Annotated in this window: 13 protein-coding genes; 11 read left to right on the top strand and 2 right to left on the bottom strand. The window is 59.0% G+C overall.

Translation table 11 applies throughout. The annotated features are described in order from the left end of the window. Window positions 1-85 precede the first annotated feature (85 nt). From EN824_RS11950 to EN824_RS11915, 8 genes are all read left to right on the top strand, one after another. Window positions 86-2,470 carry a hypothetical protein gene (locus tag EN824_RS11950; RefSeq protein ID WP_135932304.1) on the top strand — a complete coding sequence of 795 codons (2,385 nt, stop codon included), beginning with the start codon at window positions 86-88 and terminating at the stop codon, window positions 2,468-2,470. Next, on the top strand, window positions 2,463-3,965 hold the full coding sequence (locus EN824_RS11945) for a septum formation inhibitor-activating ATPase (protein ID WP_135932303.1): 1,503 nt from the start codon (window positions 2,463-2,465) through the stop codon (window positions 3,963-3,965). Before EN824_RS11950 ends, EN824_RS11945 begins: the two co-directional genes overlap by 8 nt. A 226-nt stretch (window positions 3,966-4,191) precedes the next feature. After that, window positions 4,192-5,217, top strand: a complete 1,026-nt coding sequence (locus tag EN824_RS11940) for a hypothetical protein (protein ID WP_135932302.1) — start codon at window positions 4,192-4,194, stop codon at window positions 5,215-5,217. Between the two features lie 11 nt (window positions 5,218-5,228). Further along, window positions 5,229-5,786: a hypothetical protein gene (locus EN824_RS11935; protein ID WP_135932301.1), complete on the top strand. Its 558-nt coding sequence runs from the start codon at window positions 5,229-5,231 to the stop codon at window positions 5,784-5,786. A gap of 262 nt (window positions 5,787-6,048) precedes the next feature. Next, window positions 6,049-7,848, top strand: coding sequence for a UvrD-helicase domain-containing protein (locus EN824_RS35915; RefSeq protein ID WP_135932300.1), 1,800 nt, complete (start codon window positions 6,049-6,051; stop codon window positions 7,846-7,848). Next, window positions 7,848-8,828 (top strand): UvrD-helicase domain-containing protein, encoded by a 981-nt coding sequence (locus EN824_RS36545; protein WP_272483017.1) that lies wholly within the window; start codon window positions 7,848-7,850, stop codon window positions 8,826-8,828. Before EN824_RS35915 ends, EN824_RS36545 begins: the two co-directional genes overlap by 1 nt. Before the next feature lie 531 nt (window positions 8,829-9,359). Then, window positions 9,360-9,902, top strand: a complete 543-nt coding sequence (locus EN824_RS11920; protein WP_135932298.1) for a hypothetical protein — start codon at window positions 9,360-9,362, stop codon at window positions 9,900-9,902. A gap of 230 nt (window positions 9,903-10,132) precedes the next feature. Next, window positions 10,133-10,552, top strand: coding sequence for a MucR family transcriptional regulator (locus EN824_RS11915; RefSeq protein WP_135932297.1), 420 nt, complete (start codon window positions 10,133-10,135; stop codon window positions 10,550-10,552). Window positions 10,553-10,647: 95 nt separating this feature from the next. On the opposite strand, the gene EN824_RS11910 is transcribed toward EN824_RS11915, so the two are convergent. Further along, window positions 10,648-11,652, bottom strand: a complete 1,005-nt coding sequence (locus EN824_RS11910; protein ID WP_135932296.1) for a hypothetical protein — start codon at window positions 11,650-11,652, stop codon at window positions 10,648-10,650. A gap of 197 nt (window positions 11,653-11,849) precedes the next feature. On the opposite strand from EN824_RS11910, the gene EN824_RS36650 reads away from it, so the two are divergent. Beyond that, window positions 11,850-12,134: an excalibur calcium-binding domain-containing protein gene (locus tag EN824_RS36650; protein ID WP_135932295.1), complete on the top strand. Its 285-nt coding sequence runs from the start codon at window positions 11,850-11,852 to the stop codon at window positions 12,132-12,134. A gap of 129 nt (window positions 12,135-12,263) precedes the next feature. On the opposite strand, the gene dcm is transcribed toward EN824_RS36650, so the two are convergent. After that, window positions 12,264-14,303, bottom strand: a complete 2,040-nt coding sequence (dcm, locus tag EN824_RS11900; protein ID WP_135932294.1) for a DNA (cytosine-5-)-methyltransferase — start codon at window positions 14,301-14,303, stop codon at window positions 12,264-12,266. A 659-nt stretch (window positions 14,304-14,962) separates the two neighbouring features. On the opposite strand from dcm, the gene EN824_RS35210 reads away from it, so the two are divergent. Both EN824_RS35210 and EN824_RS11890 read left to right on the top strand, forming a co-directional pair. After that, entirely contained in the window at window positions 14,963-15,598 is a 636-nt protein-coding gene (locus EN824_RS35210) for a PIN domain-containing protein (RefSeq protein WP_189522163.1), read from the top strand. A gap of 70 nt (window positions 15,599-15,668) precedes the next feature. Next, entirely contained in the window at window positions 15,669-19,085 is a 3,417-nt protein-coding gene (locus tag EN824_RS11890; protein WP_135932292.1) for a TM0106 family RecB-like putative nuclease, read from the top strand. Window positions 19,086-19,525 lie beyond the last annotated feature (440 nt).

The following is a 19,525-nucleotide window of genomic DNA, read 5'->3' as shown; positions in this document are numbered from 1 at the left end:
TTCGGGACACACAGCTCCGGAACAGCTACTCCTTCCAAGTAGTGCGTATTTTGCTGATTCAGGCATGCGTGCAAGGGGGGAATTGTTGGCCTTATCGCCGCTTGAGCTGATATCTGCGCATCCATGGGGTCGTGCAATCTTCACGACCTATGCATTGAGCCTGTCCTTCTTCGAGGCTGTACTGCTCGACGCTCTCGTGCGCGGCGGGGGCCGGGAGGCGGTCATCCTTGCCGACGTCGAGGGCGTCAGGGCAGGGCTTAGCGAGCAAGGCGCACGGCGCGTGGGGCGAGACTACGAGCTCGAACCGATCTCGGTCGGCGCGGGTGTTTTCCATCCCAAGCTTTCCGCCTTGGTCTCGGATGACGAATGCCACCTGCTGGTAGGCTCAGGAAACCTGACCTTCAACGGCTGGGGAGGCAACCTCGAGGTCGTCGAGCACCTGCATCCGGGGTTCGCCGCCGACGCGATCGATGACGCCGCGGACTTCTTTGAACTGCTGGCTCTCGCCGACAACATCCGCCATGGCGCTGCCGATCACTGCCAGGCCGTCGCCAACGACCTCCGGAAGTCGACGCGCGGGCGGGCACGCAACGGCGACATCCGCCTCCTACACAGCCTGGACGGGGCGATATCGGGGAAGATCGCCGAAGCGGTCGACGCCATGGGCGGAGCGACGAGGCTGGTTGCGGCAGCGCCGTTCTGGGATAGCGGAAAGGCGATCAGCCGCCTTTGTGAAGCCATCGGCCTCGATCACGTTTTCATTCACGCGCACAGCGGCGGCACGGTCCAAGGGAAGATCGGGTCAAACTGGCCGTCCCAGACAAGCGTCGAAGTCCGTGCGGTCGAACTCGACGTGTTGAAGGAAGAAAAGCCCCGCAAGCTCCATGCGAAGGCCTTCGAAATCATATGCAGGCGCGGCAGGCTGCTCGTCTCTGGCAGTCCCAACGCCTCGACCGCTGCCCTTGGCGCGGGACGCAACGTCGAAGCCTGCGTAGCCCGGATGCAGCGGGACCGCATGGTTGGCTGGACATACGTTCCTTCGTCGCCGCCGCAGCCGATGGACCCAGTCGACGATGCCGACGACGGAAGCGTGCCGATCGGCATTCTGCGGGCGGTTCTGGAAGGCGACCACATCTCCGGCCAAGTGATTTCGCCCGCAATGACGGGGGCGGCATCGGTCTACCAGGTCACCGCGGAAGGCCCTCGCAAGCTGGACGACGTCGACCTTGCCGCCGACGGTTCGTTCACCGCCAGCGCGCCTGGACTGGAGGTCCAGTCATGGAAGGGTGGCCGGCTGGTGGTGCGCGTCGAGGCTTCCGATGGATCGGTCGCTGAAGGCTTCGTTTCGCTTGCCGCGTTCGCCGAGATGACCCGGCGCGCCGGACCGCTTGGACCGCGCCTGTTGGCTATCCTGGCGGGGACCGAGACGCCTGCTGACGTTGCAGCCATGATGAGCTGGTTCCACGAGGATCCCCGCAGGATGACGCAGGCGGCAATGCCGATCGGCGGCGGCGTCAATGGAGAGCGCGCGTCGCCGGAGGATCAAACGGTCGCGGTTTCTGACCTGCGCCTCGTTCGCGCCTCGGTGCCGGGAGCGGATCGGGCGAGTGCTGGCGGGGCTGGCTGGGTCCGCTTCATGGGATATGTCTTCGCCGCGCTGCGGGAGAAGCGCGGCCCCCTGGAGCAGGTCGGGGCAGTACGAAATGCCGACAGCGACGAGGAAGGCGACGTCATCACGGAAGAGGTCCAGGCCGTCGATCGGGCCGTGGACCATTCATTGAACGTGTTCGAGCAGTTCCTCGATAAGATGCTTTCTCCCGGACTGGCCGAGCTTCATGCTTTCCGGGCGTTGGACCTGACGCAGTACATCTGCGAACGGCTGCAGCCGGACCAGCAGCGAGCGAGGGGGTGGCTCCAGCGGCTGCTCGACGCGTTGACCAGGGTTAAAATTCCCGATGACAGGCGCGAACTGGTTTCTGCGGTCGTCCTTACCCTTCTCGGGACGCGGATCGAAGAGAACGACCTGCGCGCCGCCCGATCAAGGCTGGTTGGGCTGGGAGCTGACCTTCAAGGCGAATGCCCGTCGCCCGAACTCGCGCGCGGCTTTCATTCCGTGCTCGAGCAGAACGCGCCGTTCCCCGAGCTGTGGGGCCGGGTGGGCGGAATCCGCACTTATCGTGAGCAGGCCAGGGCCTACCTCGACGCTCTCGCGGCGGGACATCCCGCAGACGGATACGGGGAGCTCGCCCTCGCCGCAAAGGACGAGTTCGCCACTATGGCCGACGCGTTCAAGTCCGAGCGGTCGAGAAAGAAGATCGTGGTCATGAAGCAATGGTCGGAGGCATGCCCGAAATGCCATCGCACGCTGCCGAAGATCGAGGTGGGCAAACTGCGCTCGACAGCGGTGGCGACGGCCAGGAACTGCTGCGGCCACGTCCTGATCTGGCCAGAGGAGGCTGAACATGGCTGAAGCTTCCCTGGCCGACATGACCGCGGCCGCAAGCGCCGCCGATGGACCCGTCTTCGTGCCTCCGACATCTCCCCGGCTTGGCGGCGTTGATCCTCTGGGCCTGAGGCAGACCAACTTCGACCTGATGGACCAGGTTCTTCCGGGCCTGAACAATGTCGCGCGCCACGTTCGGCCTTTCGTGATCGTCGCCTGGGCTTGGCGCCGGGCGCGACAGCTCGCGGAGAAACAGGAAGCCGCGGACATCAAGGTCGATCTCCTGCTCGATTTCGTGGACCGCATCGAAGTGATCTATTCGTGGTCCCAGTTCCTCCTGGACACCAATGCTGATTTGCCTGGCCGCCAGGTTCTCGGCCCGCTGCTGCGCGAAACCAGCTACCAGTTCAGCGGCCCGGCATGGAAGAAGCGCCGGGAGGAGCGTCGCTATTCCACGGCATTCACGGCGCCCGTGAACTACGGGCCAGGACTGAAGTCGCTCGGCTGGGTCGAGCAGCATCCTGTCCATCTGGGAATACTGGTGCCGACTGCCGCCGCCTCGCCTGCGCTTGACGCGTTCGAGGCGCTGATCGCGGACAGGCTCGATCATCCTGCCTTCAGCAGCCTCGGCAGCGTCAGCGTCAGCTCTGACGAGGCCATGGACTGGGCCGCCGCATGGTCGTTCGGAACGGTCACCGACCCGGAGAAGAAAGCCGCCGCCAGCATGCTGTTCGGACCGTCGGCTCCCACGGTCAGGAAAAATGGAGGCGGGCTCATGCTGGAGGCCGTCGCCAATGCCGCCTCTACTGAGGTCGACCGCATCCGCGGCACGATGGCCGGAGCGCCTTCGGCCTTCAATCCGACGAGTGGCCTGGAAGAAACGATGACCAGATGGCGGCAGCTGCAGGTCCGCCAACTGTTCCGGCTGACGTTGGAAACGCTCTTCGCCTGGATCCTGCGCCAGCTCGACGATCGGTCAAAGACCACCGAGGAGCTTGTCGCGGCGTTCCTAGAAGAAGCCGGGATCGGTCCTGCCAGGAACACCGCGGAAACGTGGCTGGAAGCTGGTCACCTTTCCGGAGTCGGTCCGACTGGCTTGATGAACCGCATAACCGAGGTTCTGGCCGACGCTTCAAGAGCCGGCCTCGCTGCCGTCATCGTCGACGGATTGGCCTTCTCCATCGCCAACGCGCCAATCGCCGGAGAGCATTTCGACCGGCAGGACCGGCTGCCGCTGTTCCGTGCGAAGCGCGAGGCCGCCGCTTGGGAAGACGCTCCGGGCAAGGAGTTCGCGCGCCATGTTCTGGAAACTTGGGTCCTGGCTCAGCACGTGTACTGGTCGGTTGGACGAGGACTGGCGGATGCACGGGCGCGGGGCAGGTTCATCCTCCGTCTGAAGGTCGTGATGGACGAGGGCGGTTGGACATTGGCGCCGGGAGTGTCAAGCGTCTTCATTCCGCGTCCGACCCCCGACCGGCTGCAGACGGCTCTCAGCCTGGCGACCGAATGCGACCTGCTTTGAGCTGACAATCATCTGCCAACCAGGCAGCCGATGAACATACCGGGAGCAGCGGTTTCGAAGCGGGGCGCAGCCATCGAGACGACGATTGTCATTGGCAAGGGAATTTTCGCCCACAGAAATCAGACCTGTCCCGCTCGATCCGAGGCCAGTCAAAGCAGCGATCGCCATCGACAACGTGGCGCGGTCCACTTGGAAATGCTTAGGTCGTTGGTGATAGGGGGACGACATGCTCAGGCTTATTTACGAGACGAAAGCGAAGAAGGCTGCGCAGGCGAGGCTTGCGCAGATCGTGAGAGATTCGCTGCCGTCGCAAGGGACGCGAAGAATTGGCTTCAAGGGTGGCAACCGCGACCGCGAACTGTTCTCAGCCGGCGAAGGCGAGCTTTGGGCCTCGATCAGCAAAACTCCTGAGGACACGACGATTTCGAGATACTGGAACGCCTTCGGCATCTTCGAGCCAGAGCGAACAATGCAGCTGATTACGGTCGAGATCAACGTTCCTTCCGAAACCAACGGCTGGCAAGTCGCGGGGGCGTTCGCCGAAGACGACGAGACTGGCGACGTCCACCTGATGCACGACGGTGCGGTCGGCGGCGGCCGTCCTGGCATTGGACAGAGGGCCTTTCTGTTCTCGGCGAACATCCGGATGGTCGAAGTCCTTTGCCAAGACGGTCGAGTCCGCGAGGCCATTCCCGTCGGCAACATGGCTGACGCGGGCTTCGTCGGCCGTCTGGCGCGGTACGTCAGCAAGGTCGCGGATTTCAAGCGCACCGTTTCCGCAGGCGAACTTGATCCCGCGGAGCTGCGGAAGCGGGTCAAGGACGCCGAGAGCTATGACGAGGAATTCTCGGGGACCAAGCGCGGCCGCCGCGGCGGAACGTTCGCTTACGAGACATATCATGGCGAGATCGTCGACGTGATCGTCGCCGAAAGGCGTGCGGCGTGCAAGCTGGACGAGAAGGTCTACAACACCCAGCTAATCGACTGCTACGTGCGTCAGGCCGGAAAGATCACCGAAGTCTACGAGATCAAAACGGGTGTCGGTAGGCAGCAACTCTACACCGCGATCGGCCAGTTGGTCACGCATGCTGCGGCCAGCGATGCCGCGAAGTTTCTGGTCGTGCCCACAGACGAAGACATACCCGAGGGTTTCGACAAGGCCATCAAAGCGCTCGACATCACGGTCCGCGGGTTCAGGCTATCAGGGACGAAACGTAAGCGGATCATCGAACTGGATCCGGTCCGCACATGATGGCTACGAAAATGAATTGGCAGCGCACGCAGCCTGGCCGCGGAGGCTTCGACGAACGCACGGCGAGCGAATGGCGGAGCGGTCCGAAGCCGACTGAATCGGACCTGACAAATATGCCCGATTGCCGGTCACAGGACCTGTTGCTGCCACCGACCATCTACTGGTCCGTCAATCTTACACGAGCATTTCCCGAGGCGGACGAGGCCGGGCATCAGAGCTTGCGGCAGGCCGCCATCGGAACAGCCGCCGGGGTCTATAAGAGCCACGGGATCAACACGCTGCTTTCGCGGTCACTGGCGCTGTACGAGCGGGCTAGTAGATCGAAGCCTTTTCCCAGCGCATACTTCGCTCTGTATTTCGATCTTGAATCCATGAAAATCGCGATCCATCGCCGTTTCACGCATGATCCGCCCCCACGGAGGAACCTCGCTAGATTCTACAGATACGTCGAGGTCATGGATCGGAGCCGATGCTGCTGGAGTTCGGAGGAAGACGGTTTCAACGGCTTGATGGATCGCGTGTTAGGGGCACCGGGCAAGATCAGGGCGAAGGGGTTCCCCGGCCCCTGACCGTCTCAACGATCATGCCGGCTTCCTGCTTGGGTGATGGGTTTCTGTCGTTTCGGACAACTTGTCCACCCTCTCCAGACAGATCCTGTCGACCCCTCCCCGATCCCGCGCATCGGCTCATCTTGCGGCGAAACCGGGTATACGCCGCAGTGAGAACTGAGCGCTGGTCGGTCGCCTACCTGCGAGGATTTGGAGCATCTCAATCAATTGATGATAATTCGCCCTTGAGGTCGCTGATTTTCTGGACATAGCGAATGTGGCATTGAGCAAATTGTTTTCTGGCCGAACGCGTACACATCGCCCGGGTTTCCTTGCACGATTGTTTCCTTCCGGGAAATGGAAGCTGACCCTGGACCCTAGGCTGCCCGGTCGCATTCGGCTGAGCCAGGGTGGCGATGCCGAGCTCAACTGCCTCGATATCGTGTCGATTTCGACCAGCCAGGCGCTGCTGTGGCATACCGTCGAGATCCGCGCACGCGGCAGAACCGATAGCCTGGCGGGGTTAACAGGTGTATCGGCCGAGAATTTAGCCTCAGACCTTCGTGCATTCATCAACCATTACCTCTTCGTACTCATCGGCACCGAGACGGGTCATTTTCTCGAAGTCGACGCCAGGCTTCGGGCGATCACAGAGGGCAATAGACAATATCTCGCTCAGGCCGATCTCGGCCGGGCCATCGCCAGCGTGCCCGGCAGCGCTGCCGTCGCTCTCTCTCACCCGCTTCTCGATCCACAATTGATGCCGGCCAGCCTGAAGGCGTCCCTCCCTGCTTCATTCGCCATGCTGACGGACCGGGGCGTTCGCCACGCCTACAATGAAGCGTTCGTTACCTCGGAGCTGCTGAAATCCCGGCCGTTTTTCGACGATCTCGACGGGCGCTCGCTTTCCGACCAGCAACGCGAGGCCTGTATCCGCTTGGAGGACAACAATCTGCTCGTCGCCTCCGCCGGGTCCGGCAAATCCGCAACCATGGTCGGCAAAGTTGCCTATGTCCTGGAAAAGCAGCTCTACAGGCCCGACGAAATCCTCCTTGTGGCCTTCAACAAGAGTGCGGCGGATGAACTCAGGACCAGGATTGCACGACAGCTTGAGGTCGAGGAAAGTGCACTGGAATGCCGCGTCACGACGTTTCATGCGCTCGGACGCGGCATAATCGAAGAGGTCGAAGGACGTCCGCCCCAGCTTGCCGACTGGGTTGATCATCCAGCGGGTGAAGGTAGGGTGATCGAAGAAATCATCCGGGGCCTCTCAGAGACCGATCCGGAATTCGCTCGATTGTGGAGCGATCTGCTCGTGGTGCATCCCAAGGCGGACATCCCGACTGAGATTTTCGACAATGATGCTGACTACCGCCGCTATGTCGCGGATCGCCTCAAAACGGGCCAGTCGACGATCGGTTCGCTTGCCGGCGTTATTGTCAAATCCCTGCAGGAGCAGAAGATCGTCAACTGGTTATGGTTGCATTCCGTCGCTTTCGATTACGAGCGGCAAATCGCAGTCGAAGACGATGACGGCACGGTCCGCCATCTGCATCCGGATTTCTACTATCCGCAGACCGACACGTGGCATGAGCATTTCGCGCTCAATGCCGACGGGACCTCCCCTTTTGCGGATTATGTTCAGCACGCTGAGAGCAAACGCCAAGCTTATCGACGGAAAGAGATCGATTTTTTCGAGACCAGTTCGGCTCAGGCTAGCAGCGAGACGCTGCTCAGCACACTCGAAGCGGAATTGGCGCGGCGCGCGGTTCACTTCCAGCGCAAGAGCTATGCCGAGATCACGAAGGCGGTCGAGCCTGTCGTGATCAAGCACTATCACAAGCTCATATCAACCTGCATTAAGCATATTCGCGCCAGCCATCTAACGCTCGACATGCTGTTTGAGCGAGCCGGGAGCCTACACGACAAGGAGCGCGCGAAGCTCTATGCCCGCGTCGTGTGGATGATCACGCAGGGCTATTCGCAAAAACTGGAAGAGACCAGGCGGATCGACTTCGATTCGATGATTGCCGACGCAGTCCGGCTGGTCGAGACGGGGCGCTATCAAAGTCCCTATTCCTAATCCTTGTCGACGAGTTTCAGGACATCTCCGAGCCGCGCGCCAATCTCATCAAAGCGCTCAAGCAGCAGAAGGCGTTCAGCAAGGTGTTCGCGGTCGGAGATGACTGGCAGTCGATCTATCGCTTTGCCGGATCGGACATCACGATCTTCACTCAATTCGAGGCTAATTTCGGGGTAAGCTGGGAGGGACGCCTTGAACAGACTTACCGCTGCAATCAGCTCATCGCCGAGACGGCCGCGACATTTGTCCAGCGCAATCCCAAACAGATCACGAAATCGGTCCGCTCGACACGGCCTGCCGTTCCGCGGTCGATACGGGTTATTCCCGTTGCTGACAAGCGCGGCAAGCCCAACTTTGCCCAAGCTTGTGATCGTTTGCTCAAACGGCTCGACATAGCTCTGGGCGGCATCGCCGCGCAGTGGCGCAACAAACCAGATGCCAAACTCAAAGTCCTGGTTCTTTGGCGATACAATGTGCTCGACCCGTTCGGCGGGATTCCGCCCTCGTTCGCCAATATCGAGGTTTCGGGGTTATCCTTTCACCGGGCCAAAGGGCTGGAGGCGGACTACACGGTTCTGCTTGATGTGAGTGAAGGCGACTATGGCGTACCGAGCCGCATCGAGGACGACGAGCTGCTCAATTTGGTAATTCCACGCCCTGAAACCTTCGCCTATGCTGAAGAACGACGTCTGTTCTACGTCGCACTAACGCGCGCCAGCCGAGGCGTGTACCTCCTCACCAACTGCCGTCAGCCATCCCGCTATATCCGGGAACTTTGCGAGATCGCCGGGGATGAAGTGCGCTTTGAGACGATCGAAGGCGTTGCCTTGCGTCAATGTCCTGTCTGCCTGGTGGGCGAGATGGTCGAGAAGCGCAATGGGAACGGAACGGTGTTCTGCGGATGCAATCAGTTCCCCGATTGCAAGCACAGCGAACCGGGTCCGGCGCAGCCATCTGCGCGCCTACGAAGGCGTACCTGAGGCTGACGCGACGGCCCCGACGGTAGCTGTGGCGTCGGTGCGTTGCCTCGCGGTGGATCGATGCGTGCGCGATTTCCGACCGTCAGGGCGCAGGGGCCGCTCGGCGCTCCCTGGCCGTTGACCCCGCGATATCGTCCCTTGCCGAGGTAAGGATATCTGCCGACGCGTCATGTGCAGACGTCATCATCCGTGAAGAAGGTTCGGCTATCAGCTTGCTGCGACAGCGGCGATACAGCTGAAATAAGGAAGCGCGGGAAAACTGGCTACGCTGGGCGAACAGTTGCGAATTTGAGAAGTGCCCTTCGGCACAAGGATGGCCGTCGCTCCTCGGACCGGCGGATTTTCTTCATTAGCCATGACACAATGCCAACTGGTCCTGCCGACTGCGTTAGTGACGACACTGGGAACCGTGACTGATAACATATGCTGGACCCGCCCGACTGTGTCGAAGACTCCGAAAGCCTTGCTGAGGTTTGTCGCAGGTGAGCTTTGCTGCTACGTTGTCATGAGGCTTCTATTGGGGGCTTAGCTATGCAGTCGTCAATTCTTAGCGCCGAGCGCACGTCGAGACTTGGGCGCATTGGCGAGACACTGGCAGAGGAGCGCTTGAGGGCAGTAGGGTTCGAGGAAGTTCGCAATCTGAATCTGGGCATCAACTTCCCCTATGCCGACATCATGGCAATTCGTTCCGGACAAGGTTTTCTCATAGGGGTGAAGTCTCGGAATGAATTCCAAACCAACGGCAGAATTAACCCCTGCTACAACGCTGTGCTGATAGCCGCTGCCCAGCGGAGAGAACTTCAGAGACGCGGAAAGGCGGAGGCTGACATCACCGCGCTTCTATGGAACGAAGTCGATGAATTGGCTCGACGGGCGGACGCGACTCCGGCATGGGTGGCAATAGCAATGCGCCCCATGGAGGGTACGTATTCAGCCTACTTCGGTTTGGCCTCGGTCGTGCGGCATCGCCGATCAATCCCGATGAAGCTACTGGACCGAGCGGGATACGTTGAACTGGCGCCTGCTGGGACCAAGGATGGGCGAATAACACCAGATCTCCTTAACCGCGACTAGCGAACGGTGACCTGTAATTCATCAGAACTTGGCGGGAAACTTGCTATTGGATAAAGGCCCGCATTGGTCGCCCCATCGGGCCGCGGAGCGGGCGAGACATGGAAAACCCAACCACGGGCGAGTAGGCGGACTGCTTCTTGCGCCATCCGACTGGCGCCAATACCTAAGCGGATAGCAACAAGGAGTTCGATGGCGTGCACGAAGAAACTGATCGTCGGAACACAGATTTGATGGAACTGACTGCCGATATTGTTTCAGCGTTTGTCCAAAACAACGCTGTACCCGTGACTGGTCTCCCAGATCTTATATCATCTGTGAACACCACTCTTAGAAATCTCGGTCGGCCGAAAATCGTTGAACAGCCGCCACTAGCACCAGCGGTCAATCCGAAAAGATCGGTGTTTCCCGATTATATCGTCTGCCTGGAGGATGGAAAAAAGTTCAAGTCGCTGAAGCGGCACCTCAGAACGGACTTTGGCCTCACTCCTGATGAGTATCGAGCGAAATGGGGGCTCCCGCGCGATTATCCCATGGTGGCTCCGAACTATTCCGCGGCCCGCTCTGTGCTTGCAAAGTCATCGGGTCTCGGCCGGAAGCCCGCAGCACCTATAAAAAAACTGACGTCGAAGCGGAGAGCCAAGGCCAAGTAAACTGCCGCGCCCAACCGGATTCTTAGGGTGACACGCTACCTGGACAATCGGCGCAACGGTGGCTTCCGGCATCTCGTTATGCCTTGAAGTGCGTGTCATTCCGAACCGGCCGCCCCTGCATCAAAGTCTGGGCCATTCCGGAAACGGCCCAGATTCGAGACGGCCGCCTTAAATTCCGGGGATATGGCCAGGTTCTGCAGGCGCTCAAGCTGCGCGACTGCGTGATTGATGCTTTCGGCCAGGAGTCCGAAGGCCATGTGGTGGTCGATAACGGGCACCGGGATGCACACTGCAGCGGTGGATTTCGTCGCCGCGAACTCCATATCTTTGTTCAACATTGGAGCAAGCAGTGCCTCCGCGCGCCCGGAGTCCCTGCATTCGATTACCAACTCGACCGTACCCTTCCTGAACTTGTGATAGAGCTTGCACTTCGGCGCCTTCCACGGAACCATGAAGTCGATCCAGGACGAATCACGTCCCTTCTCAGGCGGTTCGGCCATGATGATCGTTGAACCTGGTGATTTAAGGTGAAGCCAGTAGCTGCGCCAGAATTCCGTCATGGCGCTGTCGGCTTGCTTCACGTAACCTTTCCGTCCGGACGCAATGGCCTTCACTAGCATGTGCTGTTTGAAGGCCAGATCGGGCCGTCGAGCTTGCTCGAACCAGTCAAGGACTGTCTCGTAGGGAACCTCGATATCTAGGAACTGTCGCTCCTCCTGACGCAGGCCCGACAGGTATTTCTGAGGGGCAATGAGGACGACCCGGAAGCTGGCCCATTTGCCAGACAGCCGTCCTTGCTCTCCGCGCATTCGGTAGCGCTCGAGTTGCCGCGGCATGAAAGGTGCGTAGATTTTGTTTTCTATGAGGTAGCCGACGCTTGCGCCCTCCTGAGCACAGACGATTTCGATGTCGGTTTCTCCGGAAGACGTCTCGAACACCGAATGCCGCGCCGAAACCAGCGACACAGAGGTGCCGGAGCCGGGATCGATCAGGCTGCAGAACCAAGAGCGGAAGCCGTCGTCGACATGGAGCATCTCCAGCAATAGGATGTCGACCATCCGCTCATCGACGACTGGCAGCGCGTTTGTGTCCGGATTCATGGCGGGCGGTCTCTAGCCGTTCCGTTGAATGTCATGCGCAATCCATTATGCAAGATTTCCGTTTTGGGATTGCTTCTGAAGCTGACGCACGTTCTGTGGGTTGGCACAATCGAATTGATACCGAAACTTATGGACTCGTTTGACCGGAACTCAACGCTCAGATCGATGATTCGACATTCTAGCTACTCGAGGGAACAGTGAAGCAGTTAGCAATTCGGTTCATCGTGGCTATATGCTTCTTGTTATGCTTTTTGCCCGGAAACAGCCTGCCGTCATCTAGGGAGAGCAGTCCGCTTCTTGGCGTGACTTCAATAAAGCGAAGCCCGTTCTCGCGAATTGCCCAAAGCTGGTCTTGCCAGCCGCGGCTGACATGTTCGCAAATCAGCTCCTGTGATGAGGCCCGGTGGTATCTGGAAAATTGTTCCTGGGGTGGCAAGCTCGATCGCGACAGCGACGGCATACCCTGCGAATCTCTTTGCTGATGGTTCGCTGCTCAGCAGCGAACCAGGAAGACTGCAACAATCAGCTCGGCGCCCATTTCGACATTAGGATGGCTATGAAGCGCTGCCATCCCAATGCTTCAGCTTCTTCCCCGAATGCGGGTGACGTCCTCAGCAATGATCTGGAACGGTATCCAGTTGATCGCTTACCCGTGCAAGCATGTTGAGCTTCAGCCTACCGTTGTGCTTGCTCGGCAGCGGTGATCGCAGGGCCTTTTCGTAGTCAAAATTCACTCCGGTGAGGGCAGAATAGATGGCGAGGCCCACCGCCCGCGCCATCACTGGCGGCAGGGCGTTGCCAATTTGACGTTTTTGCGGGTGTTGCGATCCGCAGAACAGCCAGTCGTCCGGAAAGCCCTGAAGCCGAGCGCCCATTTTCATGGTGAAGCGAAACGGCGAATCTTTCGGATGGTCGGCCGACGGTGCGCTTTTTGCGAGGCCTAAAGGGTCGATTCCGAGATCGAGCCAGGCCTGCTTCCGCAAATTGGCGCTGAAAGCGAGCCTTCCAGATTGTTCAGAACCTCCGACAATGGTGGGGCCAATCCTGTTGGCCTTTTTCCTGGCCCAATCTTCTGCGCCCCCCCAACCATTTGCAGCAACGAGATCAAGTAGAGCTTCGCCGACGGTCGTTCTCCATTCCGGGAATCTCGGCGGCATACGGAAGCGGCCGATGGCAACGTCCCGAAATCCGACGAAAGCCACTCTGGGCCGATTTTGAGCAAGTCCGTAGTCGCAGCCAAGGAAACTGAATACCTGCGTGTCGTAGCCAAGCTCTTTGAACTGCCGATGAAGTTCTGCACGATACGCCGAATTCGCCCGGAAGGCGAAACCTTCGACGTTTTCGAAGAAGAAAGCTTTTGGAGCGACTTGGCCGACAATTCGAACCGCCTCCAGGAAGAGATCGCGTTTATCCTCGTGGCCCTTCTGCAAACCCATGCTCGAGTGAGGCTGGCAGGGGACCCCGCCGGCGACCAGGTCGATTTTTCCGCGATATGCAGTAAAATCCACTTTTGCAATGTCGACCTGCCGGACCGGACCGAGCGCCCTGTTGGCTTTCAGGGTCGCGACCGCATTCTTGCTTTGCTCGTAGATTCCGACGGCGTCGAAACCGGCGGCGTGGAGTCCGAGCGCTTGGCCTCCTGCACCAGCGCAGATTTCAATCGAGCTGAGCCGATAGGGAGGGTCGATCACCGTTTTTGCGGCTGAAGCAGGCAATTTCCTGTGCTTCAACTGCTCTTGCGAAATGCCGTTGTCGTTGAAAAGCCAAAGCACGCTTTCCACCGCGGCGCGGTCGAGGAAGTCGTGGCTCGTATCGTATGGGTTGCCGCTGTCCGAGTCGACCGACTGGAATTCTCCCAAGGCCAAGCTCTTCAGGCTGTCGTGCGCTCGTGCGAGCCAAACAGTCTCGTCAGGATTGCCCTGGTAATGGAACTCCCATGCGGCCGGAAGCGCTGCCGTATCGAAAAGTTCCTCGAAACGGGCCAGACAATCGCCAGCTTCCTGCATGAGCGAAATGCGATTGTCGATCAAATCGTCGCGTGAGCGGGTATCGTCGTAACCGTCGTTGTAGAAATCGATGAGGGATTGCGCGAACGGCAGAAACTGCTCGCCGAAGGATTCGACCTTCGACTGCGCTTTCAATTCCGCCGCTGAACGCAGCGCCTTCCGGCGTCGGCGTTCCTGCTCGACACCAGGATCCTTTGCATCGTTGACATGGCGACGCCTGACTGCTGCGACGTCGCTTGAAGCCACGAAACTTCCTAGCGAGATCTTCTCGACGACTTCGTCCCTGACAGCTGTCGGAGCCGCGACCAGGGCTTTGATGGTGGCGAAGGAAACGGCCCCCTTCATGATCGTCTCGCGATGAGCCCCAAGGACCTCGGTGAATTTCAGATAGGTCCGGAGATCGCTTCGATTCAGGCCGCACTCGGATACGAGAAATGCCTTCAGCTTGGATTCAGGCAGTTCGGTGCGCGCCACGTTGAGCTCCGACGCGATATCCAGAAACGCTTTAGTCATTGCCTTTTGCCGAGTGCGCACACGCTCCTTGATTGCGTGCAGCCGTGCGCTTTGGGTGTCAGCTGGCGCCGCCCCGGTGCCTTCCGGCCCGTCGGCCACGTTTTCGTATGACTGGGTCTCGTTGAAGTCCACGTTGCCCTCTCCGGTTGCGAGCGGACTTGTGGCTGCCAACCCCCTTCGGCGGCATCAATAACGTCGATAAAATTTGAAGGGCCGATCGATTTTGTCGAGAGCTGTCAAATAATCCGAAATCGTTCTTAGCCTGGTTCCTCACTGGCTACTTTTGGGCCCGCTCATGTTGTCTTGCAAGGATAAGCAAACTTATTCCCGCGCCCCCGTGGGAAACGAAACCAAAAGTTCTCTCAATCAATCGCGGGTCCGCAACTCAGCGACGGCTTCTAAAAAGCGATTCCAACGGCATGACCAGACTCACAATAGAGAATTCAATCTTCCAGGACGTCCGTTGTCTCCAGAGGCCCTCCTTTCGAGAGAAGGCCTTTCGCAATAGGAGACGATCCAGCCCGCTCAAGGGTGACTTTGAACAAGCGTCGATTGTCGCGGACCGTCTGGGGGCCGTTCTGCGCCGCTGCCGCGAGAAGGTCATCAAACCGTTCGCGGGCTTCGCGCACGTTCCAGACTTTGGTCCGCTTGCCCGATGCTACCTGATCGCGGGGAGCACGCCCCATTCAAAACCTCCTGTCGCCCGGCTCATTAACGGATTGCCGGTGACTCTTAAATATGAGTTCCGCACCTTAACATCACGGACAGTTCCTGTGAGCCCACGATCGACAATGTACGTGCTCGACACGAACGTGCTGAGCGCATTGGCCCACAAGCGGCCCAATCAGAAAGTCGTTGACTGGGTTGGTAGTCTTCGCGCCCCTATCGCCATTCCTTTCAGCGCGGTATTTGAAATACAGAGGGGAATTTCCATGCTCAAATCTAAGGATGAATCACGGGCTGCCAGCCTTGCAAAATGGTTGAAATCACTGCTGGAGTCCGATGTGATCTTTCTTGCGATGGATGCCGCCGTTGCTCAACTCTATGCAGACATGACGCTGATTCCTGCTTTGCAGGACCTTTGGGTGCCTTGCAGCAACGCTAAGAAGCCGGGGCAAGACCTCGCGATCGCAGCGACGGCGATCGCCCACCGTGCCGTTGTCGCCTCCATGAATACTAAAGACTTTGTCCGTATCGACCGATATTTTCGTCTTCGCGGCTTGTTCAACCCCGACTGTGGCAAGTGGGATATTCCCCTTGCAAGTGTCCGGAGGTCATCGGCGGCGCAGACACATGAAAAAGAGCAGCAGCGGTGGCACCATCGCGCCCTTCCCCGGACGCGCAGGCTCTTTCCGGTGAAGTGCTCTCGGTTTCCATTTTCCCAGGTATTACGCACAACAATCGAGAACTCGGCAGCCTTGTCATGACAGCGACAAAAATCATCGTCGGGGCTCCATCTCCTTTTGGTCGAAGCGCCGATTTCTCTGAGCTCGCGTCATGAGACAGTCGGGGCACAGAATCCAGCTCAGTGCGACCGACTTGGTCGGCCATCTGAATTGCCGCCATCTCACGAGCCTAGACTTGGCAGTCGCTCGAGGCACGCTCGCCAAGCCAGCTTCTTACGATCCGTTTCTTGAAATCCTTCGGGAACGAGGTGCGCTTCACGAGCAAGCGTATATCGACCATCTGAAGAACTCTGGCCTCGACGCGGTGCGCATTGAAGGCGTTGACATCACGGTGGAGGCCGCCGGACAGACACTCGATGCAATGCGCGCCGGAACGGCTGCCATCGTCCAAGGAGCTCTATTGAACGGACGGTGGAGCGGTCGAACGGACGTGCTTCTCCGCGTTGAGACACCGTCAGCTCTTGGACTCTGGTCCTATGAGGCAGTCGACACCAAGTTGGCGCGCGAGACAAAGGGGGGTACCGTCCTTCAGCTTTGCCTCTATTCCGATCTGCTCGCCGGCGCTCAGGGTCTGGCACCTGAACTCATGCACGTGGTTCCGCCATGGGCGGATTTTAAGCCACAGCAGTACCGCTTCGCCGATTACGGCGCATTCTATCGCAGGGCTAAATCCGGGCTTGAGCTGTCCGTCGATTCAGCGGCCGGCTCCGACACGTATCCTGACCCCAACAGTCACTGCGACGTTTGCCGCTGGAGCACGCAGTGTGACAAGCGGCGCCGAGCCGACGATCACCTGTGTCTCGTCGCCGGCATATCAAAAGTGCAGATCAACGAGTTGAAAACCCGTGGCGTTGGCGCGATGGAATCGCTAGCCGCCATGCCCCTGCCCCTGCAATGGAAGCCCGAGCGCGGTTCGGCTCATTCCTACGTGCGCGTCCGCGAGCAAGCGCGCCTGCAGGTAGAGGCTAGAGCCAGCGGCAACCTCGGTTTCGAGCTCCTTCCTGTCGAAGCAGGCTTCGGACTGTCGTGCCTTCCGGAACCCTCGGACGGAGATGTCTTCCTTGACCTCGAAGGCGACCCGTTCGTCGGCGAACACGGGCTCGAGTACCTCTTTGGATATCATTTCAGAAATGAAGAGGGCGAATGGACATACGTCGGAGATTGGGCTTTCACCCGCGCCGACGAGAAGCTGGCGTTCGAAGCGTTTATAGACTTCGTAAACAAGCGTCGTGAGGCTTATCCGGAACTGCACGTCTACCATTACGCTCCTTACGAGCCTGGGGCTCTGAAACGGCTGATGGGCCGCTACGCAACGCGGGAGGAAGAATTCGACAACATGCTGCGATCGAAGCTGTTCGTCGACCTTTACGGCATAGTCCGCAACGGCCTTCGCGCTAGCGTTGAGAGCTATTCGATCAAAAGGCTGGAACCGTTTTATGGGTACGCGCGCGAAACAGCACTTCAGGATGCAAACGTTGCACTGCTCAGTCTCCAGTCGAGCCTAGAACTCGGACATCCGGACAAAATTCGCGAAGAAGACCGATCGGTGGTCGAGAGCTACAACCGCGACGATTGCATATCGACGCAGTTTCTTCGTGACTGGCTGGAAATGCTTCGCTCACAGGCGATCGCTGCTGGTGAAATCATTGCCCGGCCGCAGCCTGGCGACGAAACAGCGAGCGAAAATGTCACGGCATGGCTCGCGAAGATCGGGCCGCTGATCGAGCGGCTAACCGCGAACGTGCCGGCCGACCCGGAAGAGCGCGACGCCGAGCAGCACGCGCGATGGATACTCGCCAACATTCTCGATTGGCATCGGCGCGAAGCAAAGGCGACGTGGTGGGAGTTCTTTCGCCTTCGCGATCTGTCGGCAGAAGAGCTGATGGATGAACGCAGCGGCCTGTCGGGCCTCACCTTCCTCGGCGAAGTCCCTGGGGCTGGAAAGCTTCCGACGCACCGCTATTCATTTATCCCGCAGGAAACAGACATTCGCGTGGAGGACGACCTGCACAATGTCGGTGGCGACAAGATTGGAACCACGGTTGCGGTATCGCAACAGAACCGTACGATCGACATCAAGAAGGCAGGCAAGTCCGTCGGTGTTCATCCCCAGGCGATCTACGGCTCCAAGAATTTCGGTTCTGATGAACAGGCCAATTCTCTCGTGCGTATCGGCGAATACGTGGCAGACCATGGGCTAGCTGGCGAAGGTTCATATTGCGCGGCGCGCGATCTGCTGCTGCGCCTGGCGCCGCGTCTGGGGGGTGAGCCGATCAAGACCGATGGGGAGACTACCTTGGCCGCGGCGATGCGGGTTGCCACGCTGTTCGACGGCGGCATCTTCCCCATACAAGGTCCCCCGGGCACTGGTAAATCATTCACCGGTGCGCGGATGGTATGCGCGCTTGTTCGCGAAGGTAAGACCGTCGGGATCACCGCAAACAGCCACAAAGTCATCAGGAACCTGATCGACAAGGTCATCGAGGCAGCAGACGAATTAGACGTCGACCTGACGTGCATCGTGAAGCCGAAAGAGGTGGAAGCCAATCAGCACCGCTTGCTCTTCGCGAAGAACAATGTCGACGTGTATGGAGCGTTGAGCGGGCCATGCAAGGTCGCCGGAGGAACGAGCTTTCTCTGGTCACGGGCCGATGCGTTTGCATCTATCGACGTTCTCGTCGTGGACGAAGCGGCACAGATGTCCCTCGCAAACGTGCTGGCGGTTTCGCAGGCAGCACACACGGTTGTTTTGCTTGGCGATCCTCAGCAGTTGGATCAACCGATGCAGGGAAGTCATCCGGATGGAACCGACGTGTCGGCGCTGAATCACATTCTCGCCGGCGGGAAAACGATCGCCGCCGGGCAAGGGCTGTTTCTCGAAGAGACCTGGCGGCTCCACCCCGATATATGCGCTTTCACATCGGAGCTGTTCTATGAGGGCAAACTGAAATCAAAGGACGGCCTTGACGGCCAGATCGTATCAAGCGGTCCGATACAAGGGTCCGGCCTGCGGCACATCCCGGTAAGCCACAGCGGAAATCAGAACTCCTCCCCGGAAGAGGCTGTCGTCATCCGCGACCTCGTAAACCACATCCTGCAGTCGAATACGCGTTGGGTCGATCGGGACGGGAAAGAGGCTCCAATCACGCCAGATGATATTCTAATCATCACGCCATACAACGCGCAGGTCTTTGAAATCCAACAGCGCCTGCCCAGCGCCAGGGTAGGTACGGTGGACAAGTTTCAGGGTCAGGAGGCGCCGATTGCGATTTATTCGATGGCAACTTCAACTCACGCAGACGCTCCGCGAGGCATGGATTTCCTTTACAGCCTTAATCGCTTCAACGTAGCAACGTCACGGGCCAAATGCCTGTCAATTCTCGTGGCTTCACCTCAGGTGTTCGAAGCGGAATGCAGGACGCCACGACAGATGCAGCTTGCCAATGCGTTCTGCCGATATCTCGAGATGTGCTCGGTGATCCAGTTGCCGACGACAAATCTGAATTGAATGCCGGCCTCCTAACGTTAAGTAACTCGGCAGCTTTTGTCTGCAGTCGGCTCGCTGCGCCAGCATTCTCAGATCCGATCTGAGTCTTTGACAGCGCAAGCCACGGATAGCAGTTCGTGCTAGCGGAAACGCCGATATGCGTGGGTACCGTCAGCAATCCGAATTGCTACCCCCCGTTGCGTGGAAAGAAATCCTCCCGCATCATTGTATCAAGTTTGTTTTGAAAAGGTGCTCGCTTGGAACGAGGGGAAATGATGCAACAGCATGACGACACCGACCAAGCGAGTTCGGACACGGTAGATTGTCAGGTACGCCACCTCTTCCGGCGGTACTCTTCGACAACCCGTCTCGCTGGTCTGCTCGACCTGCTGGATGGCTTGGCCAATCTCTAAGAGCCGGCGGTTTTCTGGTCGATTTTCCATCAAGTTTGGTCAAGCTGC

This window comes from Mesorhizobium sp. M8A.F.Ca.ET.181.01.1.1 (assembly GCF_004792025.1).
Taxonomy (GTDB): Bacteria; Pseudomonadota; Alphaproteobacteria; order Rhizobiales; family Rhizobiaceae; genus Mesorhizobium.
Note: the sequence above shows the minus strand (reverse complement) of the source record. Positions and strands in the feature narration are given on the sequence as shown.

Bases quoted from the DNA above. Each gene is read 5' to 3' on its own strand.
- EN824_RS11945 (WP_135932303.1), top strand. From the start codon at position 2,463: ATGGCTGAAGCTTCCCTGGCCGACATGACCGCGGCCGCAAGCGCCGCC.
- EN824_RS11940 (WP_135932302.1), top strand. From the start codon at position 4,192: ATGCTCAGGCTTATTTACGAGACGAAAGCGAAGAAGGCTGCGCAGGCG.
- EN824_RS11935 (WP_135932301.1), top strand. From the start codon at position 5,229: ATGAATTGGCAGCGCACGCAGCCTGGCCGCGGAGGCTTCGACGAACGC.
- EN824_RS11920 (WP_135932298.1), top strand. From the start codon at position 9,360: ATGCAGTCGTCAATTCTTAGCGCCGAGCGCACGTCGAGACTTGGGCGC.
- EN824_RS11915 (WP_135932297.1), top strand. From the start codon at position 10,133: ATGGAACTGACTGCCGATATTGTTTCAGCGTTTGTCCAAAACAACGCT.
- EN824_RS11910 (WP_135932296.1), bottom strand. From the start codon at position 11,652: ATGAATCCGGACACAAACGCGCTGCCAGTCGTCGATGAGCGGATGGTC.
- EN824_RS35210 (WP_189522163.1), top strand. From the start codon at position 14,963: ATGTACGTGCTCGACACGAACGTGCTGAGCGCATTGGCCCACAAGCGG.
- EN824_RS11890 (WP_135932292.1), top strand. From the start codon at position 15,669: ATGAGACAGTCGGGGCACAGAATCCAGCTCAGTGCGACCGACTTGGTC.